We start from the raw sequence: 13,213 nt of genomic DNA, 5'->3' as shown, positions 1-13,213 counted from the left end.
TTAGAGTTTTTGGTTCAGTTGCGCATGCTCATATTGCTCACGGGCCATTTGAACCGAGGTCCGTGCCGACACTTCCGGCACTGCGACTTCCCACCAACAGCCGCCGTCTTCCGTCGTGCGCTTCGGATCGGTGTCGATACACACCAAATAAGTACGGTCAGCGGCACGGGCGCGTTGCATTGCCGCTTCTAACTCGGGAATGGTTTTGACATTTTCGGCCAACGCACCCAACGATCTGGCATGCATCGCAAAATCAATCTGGGGCACACCCAGCGCGCCTTGCAAACAATCTTCCAGCATATTGTTAAACGGCGCACCGCCACAGGCTTGCTGCAAGCGATTGATGCAACCATAACCGCGATTGTCGAGGACGACGATGATCAACTTTTTATCCAGCATGACCGATGTGGCGATCTCAGAATTCATCATCAGATAACTGCCATCACCGATCATTACAATGACATCGCGATCTGGCTTGGCTAACTTGACGCCCAGCGCACCCGCAATCTCATAACCCATGCAGGAATAGCCATATTCGACATGATAGCCACCGGGTGTTGCCGTCCTCCAGAGTTTGTGGAGTTCTGCAGGTAACGTTCCCGCGGCACACACGACAATGTCGCTCAACGGTGAAGTATTACTTGAACGTTGCACCGCGCCGATAACCTCGCCATCGTAAGGCAGCACCGGTAAGGGTATTTCACGCCGATTGGTAATGCCGGTCACCGTTGCGCGCCATGCTTGGGCTTGCTCGTTCGCCTCAACAGTCCAGGCCTCGCTAGCGCGCCAATCTTTAAGTCTGTCGGATAAAGCAGTCAATCCCAAGCCTGCATCCGACAGCATTCCGGAAGCGTGCCATTTCATGGCGTCGCATGGATTGACGTTAATACTGACCAACTTGGCCTGTGCAAACAATGAATGCGATCCGGTGGTGAAATCCTGCAACCGGCTACCAATCGCAATCACGACATCGGCATGATCTGCCAATGTATTCGCGGCAGGTGAACCCGTTACCCCAAGCGCGCCCAACTGCAATGGATGATCCCAAGGCAATGCGCCCTTACCGGCTTGTGTTTCTGCAACCGGCACACCATGCTTTTCGGCGAATGCGCGCAACGCTGCTGTTGCCTGCCCGTACAAGACACCGCCGCCCGCGACGATCAGTGGTTGTCGCGCATTTTTCAGCAATGCTAAGGCCTCTTGCAATGCGTCCTCTGATGGCGGTTGGGCGCGAAAGGTCACCAGTTTCGGCTTAAAAAAAGCCAATGGATAATCGTATGCCATGGTTTGCACATCTTGCGGCAACGCCAGAGTTACTGGTCCGCATTGCGCCGCATCGGTCAGCACCTGAATTGCGCGGGGTAACGCGGTCAATAATTGCTCGGGATAATAAATACGATCAAAATAACGTGACAATGACTTAAACGCATCGTTCACGGATACCGTACCATCCTGAAAGTTTTCAAGTTGTTGCAATACCGGATCGGGTCGACGCGAGACAAAAATATCACCCGGCAACAACAATACTGGCAATCGATTGACGTGCGCCAATGCCGCCGCAGTTAGCAGATTGGTCGCACCGGGACCGATAGAACTGGTCACCGCCATCATGCGCCGCCGCATATGCGTTTTAGCATAAGCAATGGCGGCGTGCGCCATCGCCTGCTCGTTATGCGCCCGGTAAGTTGGCAATTCTTCGCGATGCTGATATAGGGCTTCGCCTAATCCAGCCACGTTGCCATGACCGAAAATGGCAAAAACACCGCCGAATAATGCTTCTTCACCCGATACGGTGCCACGGTCGTCCACATGGTCCACTCGCAATGCCGCCAGATAGCGCACCAATGCTTGCGCCATCGTCAGTCTAATTGTTCCGCTCCCGTTACTCATGCTGCGTGCTCCACGTTTTTTGCTGATGCATCGGCAGACTGATCTCTGCGCCCACGGCTATCTCGCCACACACCAATGAGTTGTTCAAAGGTTGCCCTCACCTCAGAAATTAAAGCAGCATCGTCAATTTCGCCTTGCAACCAACGACGTGAAGGCGCGTGAAAAATAGTCCTTCCAACCATAAATCCGCGGCATGTTTTGCTGTCTTTTGATGCGAGAAAACCTGCGGTCAGTTGCGCCACGGATGCGTTCAATCCTAACAAAACTACGCCACGACAATAAGGGTCACGCTCAGCGATCAAACCATCAATCGCCGTCCACTGTGGCGCCGACATTGACTCCAGTTTCCACCACTCAGGATAGATACCAAGGTTATATAATCGCTTGATCGCCCGCAGTACTGTGTTGTCCGCGATTGCCAGCGTTTTAGGGGGAATAATCTCTAGCAGCAACTCGTGACCGCTAACCTGCACGGCGTCATACAAGGCCCGTATTTGCGCCTCTTGTTCCAAACGATTTTCCACAGCGTCATCTGGATGCAATTGCACCAGACACTTGACCACGTGCTCTTTTGGCCAACTGATCAAATGGGAACCAATCGAGCGCCCGTAATCAAATTGAAGCGGATTCGACATCGGTAATTCAACCGTTCGCCCGACCCACCAACCACGACCGGTGGACGCATTCAATGCATCCTGACCGTAACGATCATCAATCAACACGCCAATCTTGCCTTGTAGTTGTAAAGCTTGCTCGGTCTCCGCCACGGCCTTTACCAGCAAGCACTTCAACGCAGCTATCCGTGATTCTGGAACACCGCTTTCACGGGTTAGCTCAAAAAATTGATTGCGATGATCAAACGCAAATACATTTACTTCATCCCACGCCAGACGCGGAGTCGACACACGATGCAAGCGTGTCAGATGCGCATCCAGATCCGGACGTTGCAAGCGATCACTATTTGCTAAAAAATAATCCAGCTCAACGGGCGTCGGCATTGCTGGCGCGCAAGCATGGCGTGAGACGACTAATGCGCCACAAGCATTGGCGAAGCGACAGCAGGTTTCATCGTCAGCACCCGTCAACCAACCTTTAAGAAAGCCCGACAAAAAGGCATCACCCGCTCCCAGTACATTTAATACCTCAACGCGCACGCCGTAATAATTAAAGGCGGCATCAAGACTATTCGGAATATCGCTGTGTATGACAGCGCAACCAAGCGGTCCACGCTTGACGACCAATTGGGCCTTGCTGACAGCGCGCACAGCGCGTAGCGAAGCCATAATATCGTTACCGCCACCGGCGATCATAAACTCTTCTTCGGTACCAACGACCAAATCAAACTTCGGCAAAATACTTTGCAAATGCGCCGTCACGCTGTGGTCAGCAATGAAGCGGGTTTCGCCATCGCCTTTGGCGGTCAAGCCCCACAATACTGGACGATAATCGATATCCAGCACCGTGCGCACGTTGTGGCGATGCGCGTATTCCAAAGCCCGATTACTGGTGCGATTAACTTTTTCGGTAGAAAAATGGGTTCCCGTAATCAATAATGCTTTACTCGAAGCAATGAAAGCCTCATCGATATCCTCTTCAGAAATCGCCATGTCAGCGCAATTCTCGCGATAAAAAATGAGTGGAAATGTGTCTTTATCCTTCAACCCCAACATGACCAACGCCGTCAATCTCTCTGGGTCGATTTTAATCTGACTGACATCACAACCCTCTGCGGCGAGGGCGTTGATCAAAAATTGGCCGTTATGCTCATTCCCAACCCTCGCCAGCATGGCTGACTTCAACCCCAAACGTGCGCAACCAAAAGCAATATTGGACGACGAACCGCCCAGATATTTGGCAAAGCTGGTGACGTCCTCAAGACGGGCGCCAATTTGTTGTGCATACAAATCTACGCCAAGACGGCCCAGACAAACGATATCGCGTGGCCGATCTGGCGCAAATACGGTCACCGCTGATGTTAATGATGTAGTCATGAATACTTCCTCTTAAATCCTGATGCCATCAAGTTGATTCATCAGCGTCTGCATTTCAGCACCGCCCGCCATCATGTCCAGGACAGCATCCTTGGACACATTATTTTTGGTAAAAGTACCCATCGATTTGCCGCGATTGAGTAAAGTGAATGAATCACCGATCGGATAAGCGTGATGCACATTATGGGTAATAAAAATCACTGAAATACCACGCTCACGCGCTGTATGAATAAGTTTCAGGACATTAAACGATTGCTTGACGCCAAGCGCTGCCGTTGGCTCATCAAGGATCAACACCCGCGCACCAAAGTGAATTGCCCGTGCGATAGCAAGGCATTGCTTTTCGCCGCCTGACATAGTGCCAATGGCATGGTGAGGATCGCGCACCATGATGCCCATTTCAGCCAATTTGTCACTTGCAGTTTTGGCGGCGTACTTCATATCCATCACTGTGATACCAAACACTTTTTTAGTCGGTTCACGTCCCATGAAAAAATTTCTCGCGACCGATAAAAGCGGAACCAAAGCCAGATCCTGATACACCGTGGCGACACCGACATCCAGCGCCTCCTTGGGCGAATTAAAGCAAACCGGCTTGCCATCCACCAGATAGGCGCCTTCCGATGGTTTGTGCACACCGGCAAGTGTTTTGATAAGGGTCGATTTTCCGGCGCCGTTATCGCCCAGCAAGCAATGAACTTCACCTTTTTTGAGTCGAAGCGTAACGTTTTGCAACGCGATTACCGAACCAAAAAATTTACTGACGTTTTCTAAAGCAAGAATAGTGTCGCTCATGATTACCTCGCCTCCGTCACACGACGACGGACATAATTATTGAACAAAACAGCGACCAGTAACATGACGCCCAAGAAGACCCGGAACCAGTCGGAGTTGAGATTGGTGTACGAAATACCAATCTGAACTACGCCAAAGATCAATGCGCCAAAGCACGCACCAATGACGGACCCGTAACCGCCGGTAAGCAAAGCTCCGCCGATGACGGCTGCAATGATCGCCTCGAATTCTTTTTGAAGGCCGCGGTCAGCTGCAGCAGAACCAACATCGGCAACCTGGAGTACGGCGAAAAGGCAGGCGCAGAAAGCAGTGAACACGAATAGCGTGATTTTGACCCGGCGGACCGGTACGCCGACATTTTTTGCCGCATTGGCATCACCGCCGACGGCAAAAATCCAATTGCCGAAACGGGTTCTTGCCAACACAAAGCTGGCAACGATTGCCAGTACGACCCACCATATAATCACTTTGGGGATACCGGCGACCAACGGCGCGCCACCACCACTCGTGGCAATCCAACCTTGACCGGCCATCCAACGGAACAAACCATTGCCGACGGTTCCAGTGAACAGTAGCCCGCCAAGCCAATCTTTCGCGGCATACTCACCCACTCCGCTGACGATGGTGCGGTTAGCAAACATAATGGAAAGGGCCAACGTCAAACCCCGCAAAATAAATAGAAACGCCAAGGTAACGATAAAGGAAGGCAAGCGCGTCTTAATCACCAGATAGCCATTGAGCCACCCGAGTGCCATTGATCCGGCAAAAGCAAAGACAACCGCCAGCCAGAAAGGCCAGTGAAAATAGACAGTAGGAATAGCCACCATCATTCCAGAAAAACCGATCATCGAGCCTATCGATAAATCGAATTCTCCGGCGATCATCAGCATGCAAGCACCGATAGCAATCAAACCAAGATAAGCAGCAACCTGCATCCAGTTGACCACGCCATCAAGATTGAACATGCCAGAATCACCGGCAGTCAACGCAAAGATAATAAACACCAATACCACGCCTGCGAGTGAAGCAAACTCCGGACGGCCCAAAAACCTTTTCAAGCCGGCTTCTGAACGCACTCGTTCATCCTGATCAACCATCATTTTGGGAGCTGATTCGCCGATGACAGACGTGACTTTTTCAGCATGTACGCTATGTGAACTCATGAGATATCTCCTGCTTATTTTGCTTTTCTGACTAATAGTGGTGAGTGCCCGGCGCGGAAAGTATCAAATACTGGCCGTCACTTTTTGATGCGACTTCAAACTGTCATCCAGACGCCCGCATGCGTTTTACATTTATACGCCATACGTTCTGATGCGGGCGGTCTCTACATCTAGTCTATCGCTATAAAGAAGAATGCTTAACGATATTGTCCAGCGTACTTGAGTACTTTAGCGATATTGTCTTTGGTGATATAGCCTGGACCGGAACTGATATCACGTGGACCGTAGATCGGTGTCAGGCCATACTCTGCCAGACGTGCCTGAAACTTTGGATTTGCCTTCAACTTGGCTTGAATCGTCGGGATATCGGTGGTTTTGGTTTGTGTCACGATTGCCAATACTGCAACCGGAATATAGCCTTGAAGGTAGGGTTGTTGATCTATCGCAAATTGCACCGACCCGTCTTGAATACCTTTTGCAATCTCGTCAGACAGATCAAAAGTGGCAAACCACATCTTCCCTTTAAGGCCCATTTTTTGCAATGCGCGCAGGGTTGGACCGGCGGAGTCAGGACCAAGCGCCAATACACCTTGCGTACCGGGATTGTTGCGTAAATACGCAGACACTTTACTTTCTATGCCGGTTGGGTCTTGACCCGCGTCAAGCGTGGATTTTTTATAATCTACGCCAATCGCCTCGGCAAAACCACGACAACGTTCGAACGAAGAGGGATTGGTTGCGTAATGATTGACGCACAAGAAAGATTTAATACCAGCCGCTTTCGCTTTTTCACCTGCACCCTTACCGGCTTCATATTCGGGTTGACCAACGTGCATGATCGCCCCCAGCTCTTGGCTTTGTTTCTGCGTTCCTGAATTGATGGTGACCAGCGGAATTTTCTTGGCGGTCACATTTTCCATAGATTTTTTTAGTACGCTGAAATCAGCAATACTGACAATGACACCGTCATAATGGCGCGCAGCCGCTTGCTCAACCAAACGCGCCATATCCGCTAGGTCACCATTTGGAGGATTACGATAATCGACGGTAACATTAAAATCCTCACCGGCTTGCTTGATAGCATTTTTAATGGTATTCCACCAAGAGTCAGAATCTGGTGCATGACTGATGAGAACAAATTTTTCACTCGCTGCATGGGCGATATTGCCAGATACCGCTGACATCGCCAATGTGGCGATCATCAAGGCTTTAAGAAGCTGCTTTGATCTGCTTGATCTACTAGGTAGCATTTTTATCTCCGATTTTATTTTGTCCGAACTATAGGGTGCGGTACGTGGCGCGATCAACCTACTGAGAACTGACCGGCACTAAACAATAGATCATGCGGAATAACAATGCAACTTTTTTTTCAATTAATTTTTAATTTAGAATTTAATTTTCAAATGATGCATACTCTTTATAATGACGTTGCTAACAAATAACTATCAAGTAAATAGCAACTAAATTGCAACTGCGCCGTAACTGAGTTGTAACTGCACAGAAACTAAAAAAGAAACACGAGGAAACACCATGGCGGAAACTGCCCCAGTTGATCAATTGATGCTGCAAATTGCGGATAAATATGCCGCACTTTCAAAGCAATTAAAAATTATTGCGAAGTACGTTGAGCAGCACCGTACCAGTTTGATGTTAGAGCGCATTAGTGACATCGCCGAGCATTGCGATGTTCAGCCATCGGCGATCGTCCGCTTTGCCAAACAATTTGGATTCAGTGGATTCAGCGAAATGCAAGCCGTGTTCCGTGACGCTTATACCGCCCAAACCGGCCCGTCGCCGAACTATCAACAACGTATTCGCAAATTGATAGAGACCAAAGCATCGCCACTTCCTAGCGGCGCCATGGCACGTGAATTCATCGATGCAAGTCGAAGCGGCCTGGATGAACTGTTGAGCGGCTTCGACGAAGCCCGGTTCGAAGAGGCGGTTAAACTTTTGCTTAAGGCCGAGAATATTTACGTTATCGGCGTGCGTCGCTCCTTTCCTATCGCCGCCTATATCGTGTACGCACTTCAGCACACCAACAAACGCGTGCATATGTTGTCCGGCCTTGGCGGCATGTTCCGAGAGCAAATTCGCAGTATTGGCAAAAATGACGTCATGATCGCCATTAGCTTTACGCCTTATGGAAAGGAGACGCAGGCCTGCGTGCGCCTAGCGCATCACCACCAGGCAAAGACGTTGATCATTACGGACAGCCAGCTCAGTCCATTGGCTAAACATGCTACGGTTTCATTGACGGTAAAAGAAGGCAGCGCCTTTGCTTTTCGATCGCTGACCAATGCGATGTGTTTGTGTCAGGCGCTATTTATTGCACTGGCGTATCGACTGGAACTCAATGTAGAGGAAACCAATGTTATCGAGGGTTACGATGAATAATCACTGCGAGATGGCGAACCGGATATTCGACCCATTTTCGTCGCCTATTTAAATGATTAGATGGTCGAGTTGTGTGAATGATTTGCACCCACTGGCGACCAATAAAGGCGGCTAAAGCCGCCTTTATTGGTCGCCAGTTGCGTCTTTTAAAGAGTAACGGGCAACTTCGATAGCAACGATTCCCTCAAGGCAATACCAATCCGCGTGGCCTCGGTCGCATCATCGAGCGTCAGACTTAATGGCCTATTTTGCTGAATAGCATCAACAAAATACATTGCCTCAGTCAAAAAAGCATCCTGAAATCTATCGAAAAAAGTTGGCGTGCATTCGTTACGGATTCCCGTCGCGTCTGCAATCTCGACCCGATTTTGGCGAGGATTTCGCCCGACCGTTAAGCGCCCTCCCGTACCGGTCACTTCAGTAACGGTCTCATGCCCATGCGGCATCGTGCGCGAGGCGTATAAGGTCGCAATACGACCATTCTCAAACTCACAGATTGCGACGCCATTATCGACATCTCCGCACGCGCTTAAGTCCTGATGCACTGCAATCGTGCCGCTGGCGAAGACACGTACTGGCTTTGGATTGCCCAGCATCCATCGCGCCAAATCAATATCGTGAACGCTGCAATCGAGAAAAATCCCGCCGCTAGTCGGTGCAAACTTGACAAAGAAACCCTCTGGATCAAGTTGATCGCACGTCTGTGAATACACCATAAACGGCTGACCGATGCTGCCAGATTGGATTTTTTGGTAAGCATCCTGATAGCTCGCATCGAAACGTCTTACAAAGCCAATCATTACCTTCAGATGTGGATGTAACGCAGCCTCCGCTCTCACGCGTACACAGTCGTCAAGATCCAGCGATAGCGGTTTCTCACAAAACACATGCTTTCCAGATCGCAGCGCCTCAATGATCTGTTGCGGGTGCATTGAGGTTGGCGTCACCAGAAACACCACATCGAGTCCCTCGTGCGCCAACAAAGCCTCGTAATTGCTGTATAGGCTCTTGATTCCCAACGCTTCTTTTGCCCAGCTTAATTCGCTTTCAAGAGGACTACATGCGGCGACTAATTCCGCACCTGGAACATGTCGCATCAGGTTCTCGGCGTGTCGCCTTCCAAGCCGGCCAAGTCCTACGATTCCCACTTTTAAAGATTGATGTGTGCGCATGATCTGACTCATTTGGACAAATCTATCGTACGACTTTCACGCCACGATAACGTTGCCGCTTCAGCCAAGGCTAAAGCCTTCACGCCATCGTCAATAGTTGTGCGCACGTTACCGCCATTCACCAGCACATCAAAGAAATGGGCAATTTCGCGTGCATAAGCAGCACGGTAACGCTCCAGGAAAAAATGCTCTGGCCTATCTTGGCTGACATGATGCGCAGTTGATGAGATCACTTCAGTTGGCTTGTGATTTCCTGCTTGCAACATTCCTTTGCTGCCCAGCACTTCGAAGCGCTGATCGTAACCGTACGCAGCGCGTCTACTGGTGTTGATCTGGCACAAACGGCCACGGCGAGTACGTATCGTTACCACGGCAGAATCAATGTCACCGGCTTCGGCAATGGCCGGATCGCTTAAGCAACTGCCAGTGGCTGAAATACTGACCGCCTCATCATCCAGTATCCATCTAAAAATATCAAAGTCATGAATCAACATATCCTTGAAAATGCCGCCCGAACTTTTTAAGTAAGAAACTGGTGGTGCGCCTGGGTCGCGGCTGGTGACCACCAGCATTTCGGGATCGCCGATTTCACCAGCCGCCAAGCGTGTCTTCAAAGCCTCAAAAGTAGGATCGAAACGCCGCTGAAAGCCGATCATGCAAGTCACTTTCGCTTCGGCAACTGCCAACGCGCAAGCCTTGGCGCGGGCCAATGTCAGGTCTACCGGTTTCTCGCAAAAAATGGCTTTTCCGGCCGCTACTGCCCGCAAAATAAGATCGGCATGCGTGTCGGTACTGGAAGCAATGAGTACCGCCCCAACGGACCGATCAGCCAGAGCAGCGTCGATATCAGCCACTTGCGCCCCATTTTGGGCCGCGAGCTCTTGCGCAGCCTGAGAGTTCACATCACAAACATACTTGAGTCTTACGCCAGGTTGCTGCACAAGATTGGCCGCGTGAATTTTGCCAATTCGGCCCGCTCCAAAGACTGCGACATCGATCATTTTGGTTCTCCGTGATTATTTTTGTGAACTCTATTGTAAGCAACAATGCGCCATCACAGAAATATTTTTCTATTATTTTTTTTAATCGAATTTATATTTCGAAATAATCAAGATCAAAAAACATCACTTACGAATTAGCTGGAAAGTCGTCTTGTCTTCACTGTCGCGGCGACACAACAGCAAATCATTCGTATTTAGGCCTATATAAGCGTTCTTTTCTGCTATATAAATCGTGCTGAGTTAAATCAGTCCGCCTCATCAAGCCTATGGAAGTAGTACTGATTTTTTTGTGGAGATAACGAAATCAATTGCGGTAACATCTACTTGTTCGGTACTGAGATGAAATTAGCTGGTTCGACGTAAATCGCTCGACTATTGATCTGAATGTCAGCCACATCGACCTATTTTGGAAAACCAAAATGACACCTCGACCATTTGCATTGTTATTGAGCGTTACCATTTTGTTACCTGTGTTTGGATGCGTAACGCGAGTAGATAAACTCGCGGCTAAACCGCAACCGATCACGCCATTGACGCTGCCCGATAGAAATCAGATGAGAACGATGTTGAATCGCGTGATCGTGAGGCTTGATGACGGCTATTCGATCATGTTGATGGAGGGAAGCCATTGGATGTATCGTGGAACCGTGCCAGGAGGAAGCGTCTATGAGCCCAAAAATGGGGCTTTGGAGACTGATGATAAACACCCCAAAGAATTCGATATTGTGACATCGGGTAAACAAATGATTGGTTTATACTTTCCCAACGAACGTCGATATACCCCTCTAAGACACACGCTATACCTAGTGTTTCGAGATTAAATTGGTACCAAAAAAACATATACCGTGCCTCAAGAACGACATCTCAACAAAAAAAACCTAGCGCACCGCTAGGTTTTTTGGTCGTACGAGCGAGGCCCGCTGGGCAGAATTAACGTGCCATGCCTCGCTTTGACCATGCATCGAGCTGATGTGGACGCAAACTATCATAGTCTTCGAACGGCTGATGTATCCACGGATTCGTAGGCAGGTGATCCACATAAAAATCTGGTTTAATTGTCGAGCAATCTTTCCACCAAATTACAGCTGATTTAACCTCTGTGACCGGCGAGTAATTTTCCTGAAGATGACGTTGCACTCTATCAAGCGTCACGCCTGAATCGACCAAATCGTCGACCAGCAAAATGCGACCAGCCAGCGATCCGCGACTCATCGTAATGTGCGCAGCAATGTCCAGTTCGCTTTGCACAGTTCCGGCCGCTTCACGATAGGAACTGGTCGACAAAATGGCTAATGGAACGTCAAAGATACGTGAGCAGACGTCGCCAGGGCGCAACCCGCCACGCGCCAAGCAAAGAACCTGATCAAATTTCCAACCAGACTCGTGCACGGTGAGTGCAAGTTTTTCGATGGCACGGTTGTACTCATCCCATGAAACCCATAGGTGTTGATCGTTGGAGACGTTCATCTTACTTATCTTCTTTTTAGTTATTTGAAAGGATGACGCAAGACAATAGTTTCTTCACGATCAGGACCGGTAGAGACCATATCAATCGGTACGCCGACCAGTTCTTCGATGCGCTTCACGTAAGCTTGTGCATTTGCTGGCAACGCATCCATCGTTTTCGCACCCACTGTGACTTCCGTCCAGCCCGGCATTTCTTCGTAGATTGGCACGCAACGTGCAGCTTCTTCAGCACCAACCGGGAAAATATCGACTACTTTGCCATCGATCGTATAACCCGTGCATAGCTTCAATGATTCCAGTCCATCAAGCACGTCTAACTTTGTTAAACACATACCGGAGATACCGTTGATCTGTACTGATCGCTTCAACAGTGCAGCATCAAACCAACCGCAGCGACGCGCACGACCGGTGACGGTACCAAATTCATGACCAATACTTGATAGATGCAAACCGATGCCTTGATCGGTAGGCAGTTCAGATGGGAATGGTCCTGATCCAACGCGCGTTGTATAAGCCTTGGTAATACCCAGGATATAATGCAACATGTTTGGACCGACGCCCGAACCCGCAGCAGCGTTACCAGCGACGCAATTACTTGATGTTACGAATGGATAAGTACCATGATCAACGTCAAGCAAACTACCTTGCGCGCCTTCAAACAGTATCTTGGCGCCATTATTGTAGGCCGCATATAACTCACTCGACACATCGGCGACCATAGGCGCCAATCGTGACACGTTGGCTAATGCATCGTCGTAGGTCTTCTGAAAGTCAACTGCATCTGCCTTCAAATAATTGGTCAGCACGAAGTTGTGATAATCGAGGTTTTCTCTCAACTTTTCAGCGAAGCGTGTTTCATTCAGCAAATCGGCAACGCGAATTGCCCGACGCGCTACTTTGTCTTCATATGCTGGACCAATACCTTTGCCGGTCGTACCTATCTTCGCCGCGCCACGCGCTACTTCGCGTGCCGCATCAAGTGCGGTGTGGTAAGGCAGAATAATAGGGCAAGCTTCGGATACTCTCAAACGGGATGCTACTTCAACACCCGCAGCTTGCAGCTTATCGATTTCACGCAACAAGTCAGGAACCGACAAGACCACGCCGTTACCGATATAGCATGCGACGCCCGGTCGCATGATGCCCGACGGAATGAGTTGCAATGCCGTTTTTTTACCGCCGATGACCAGCGTATGCCCAGCATTGTGGCCACCTTGAAAACGCACAACACCTTGCGCATGATCAGTCAACCAATCAACAATCTTGCCTTTACCTTCATCGCCCCATTGGGTACCGATGACGACAACGTTTTTCTGCGTACTTTTCTGTAACATCAC

11 protein-coding genes are annotated in these 13,213 nt (G+C 49.6%); 2 read left to right on the top strand and 9 right to left on the bottom strand.

The window, feature by feature from the left end:
* From iolD to RGU75_RS15700, 5 genes are all read right to left on the bottom strand, one after another.
* Positions 1–1,890 (bottom strand): 3D-(3,5/4)-trihydroxycyclohexane-1,2-dione acylhydrolase (decyclizing), encoded by a 1,890-nt coding sequence (gene iolD / locus RGU75_RS15720; protein WP_322237498.1) that lies wholly within the window; start codon positions 1,888–1,890, stop codon positions 1–3.
* Positions 1,887–3,881, bottom strand: coding sequence for a bifunctional 5-dehydro-2-deoxygluconokinase/5-dehydro-2-deoxyphosphogluconate aldolase (locus tag RGU75_RS15715; protein WP_322237496.1), 1,995 nt, complete (start codon positions 3,879–3,881; stop codon positions 1,887–1,889). Before RGU75_RS15715 ends, iolD begins: the two co-directional genes overlap by 4 nt.
* A 12-nt stretch (positions 3,882–3,893) precedes the next feature.
* Positions 3,894–4,676, bottom strand: a complete 783-nt coding sequence (locus tag RGU75_RS15710) for an ATP-binding cassette domain-containing protein (protein WP_322237493.1) — start codon at positions 4,674–4,676, stop codon at positions 3,894–3,896.
* A 2-nt stretch (positions 4,677–4,678) separates the two neighbouring features.
* A complete protein-coding gene (locus RGU75_RS15705) occupies positions 4,679–5,776 on the bottom strand; it encodes an ABC transporter permease (RefSeq protein ID WP_322240577.1) in 1,098 nt (365 codons plus the stop codon).
* 260 nt (positions 5,777–6,036) lie between these two features.
* Positions 6,037–7,041, bottom strand: coding sequence for a sugar ABC transporter substrate-binding protein (locus RGU75_RS15700; RefSeq protein WP_416186875.1), 1,005 nt, complete (start codon positions 7,039–7,041; stop codon positions 6,037–6,039).
* A 328-nt stretch (positions 7,042–7,369) separates the two neighbouring features.
* Between RGU75_RS15700 and RGU75_RS15695 the strand changes: the two genes are divergently transcribed.
* Complete coding sequence (locus RGU75_RS15695; protein WP_322237490.1) at positions 7,370–8,236, top strand: MurR/RpiR family transcriptional regulator; 867 nt, start codon at positions 7,370–7,372, stop codon at positions 8,234–8,236.
* A 146-nt stretch (positions 8,237–8,382) separates the two neighbouring features.
* On the opposite strand, the gene RGU75_RS15690 is transcribed toward RGU75_RS15695, so the two are convergent.
* Complete coding sequence (locus RGU75_RS15690; protein ID WP_322237488.1) at positions 8,383–9,408, bottom strand: Gfo/Idh/MocA family oxidoreductase; 1,026 nt, start codon at positions 9,406–9,408, stop codon at positions 8,383–8,385.
* A gap of 8 nt (positions 9,409–9,416) precedes the next feature.
* Positions 9,417–10,409 (bottom strand): inositol 2-dehydrogenase, encoded by a 993-nt coding sequence (gene iolG, locus RGU75_RS15685; RefSeq protein WP_322237484.1) that lies wholly within the window; start codon positions 10,407–10,409, stop codon positions 9,417–9,419.
* A gap of 419 nt (positions 10,410–10,828) precedes the next feature.
* Here iolG and RGU75_RS15680 point away from each other — a divergent pair, with 419 nt between their 5' ends.
* Entirely contained in the window at positions 10,829–11,230 is a 402-nt protein-coding gene (locus RGU75_RS15680) for a hypothetical protein (protein ID WP_322237481.1), read from the top strand.
* 109 nt (positions 11,231–11,339) lie between these two features.
* Here RGU75_RS15680 and RGU75_RS15675 read toward each other — a convergent pair whose 3' ends face one another.
* Positions 11,340–11,876, bottom strand: a complete 537-nt coding sequence (locus RGU75_RS15675; protein ID WP_322237478.1) for a phosphoribosyltransferase — start codon at positions 11,874–11,876, stop codon at positions 11,340–11,342.
* Positions 11,877–11,896: 20 nt separating this feature from the next.
* Entirely contained in the window at positions 11,897–13,210 is a 1,314-nt protein-coding gene (locus tag RGU75_RS15670) for an adenylosuccinate synthase (RefSeq protein WP_322237475.1), read from the bottom strand.
* Between the last annotated feature and the right edge of the window lie 3 nt (positions 13,211–13,213).

This window comes from Glaciimonas sp. CA11.2, assembly GCF_034314045.1.
Lineage (GTDB): Bacteria > Pseudomonadota > Gammaproteobacteria > Burkholderiales > Burkholderiaceae_D > Glaciimonas.
The sequence above is the reverse complement of the archived record's forward strand: the minus strand, read 5'-3'. Positions and strand labels throughout refer to the sequence as shown.

Excerpts from the sequence above, each read along its gene's own strand:
- RGU75_RS15710 (WP_322237493.1), bottom strand. The coding sequence starts at position 4,676 with ATGAGCGACACTATTCTTGCTTTAGAAAACGTCAGTAAATTTTTTGGT.
- RGU75_RS15700 (WP_416186875.1), bottom strand. The coding sequence starts at position 7,041 with ATGATCGCCACATTGGCGATGTCAGCGGTATCTGGCAATATCGCCCAT.
- RGU75_RS15675 (WP_322237478.1), bottom strand. The coding sequence starts at position 11,876 with ATGAACGTCTCCAACGATCAACACCTATGGGTTTCATGGGATGAGTAC.
- RGU75_RS15680 (WP_322237481.1), top strand. The coding sequence starts at position 10,829 with ATGACACCTCGACCATTTGCATTGTTATTGAGCGTTACCATTTTGTTA.
- RGU75_RS15670 (WP_322237475.1), bottom strand. The coding sequence starts at position 13,210 with ATGTTACAGAAAAGTACGCAGAAAAACGTTGTCGTCATCGGTACCCAA.
- RGU75_RS15690 (WP_322237488.1), bottom strand. The coding sequence starts at position 9,408 with ATGCGCACACATCAATCTTTAAAAGTGGGAATCGTAGGACTTGGCCGG.
- iolD (WP_322237498.1), bottom strand. The coding sequence starts at position 1,890 with ATGAGTAACGGGAGCGGAACAATTAGACTGACGATGGCGCAAGCATTG.
- RGU75_RS15705 (WP_322240577.1), bottom strand. The coding sequence starts at position 5,776 with ATGATGGTTGATCAGGATGAACGAGTGCGTTCAGAAGCCGGCTTGAAA.
- iolG (WP_322237484.1), bottom strand. The coding sequence starts at position 10,409 with ATGATCGATGTCGCAGTCTTTGGAGCGGGCCGAATTGGCAAAATTCAC.
- RGU75_RS15715 (WP_322237496.1), bottom strand. The coding sequence starts at position 3,881 with ATGACTACATCATTAACATCAGCGGTGACCGTATTTGCGCCAGATCGG.
- RGU75_RS15695 (WP_322237490.1), top strand. The coding sequence starts at position 7,370 with ATGGCGGAAACTGCCCCAGTTGATCAATTGATGCTGCAAATTGCGGAT.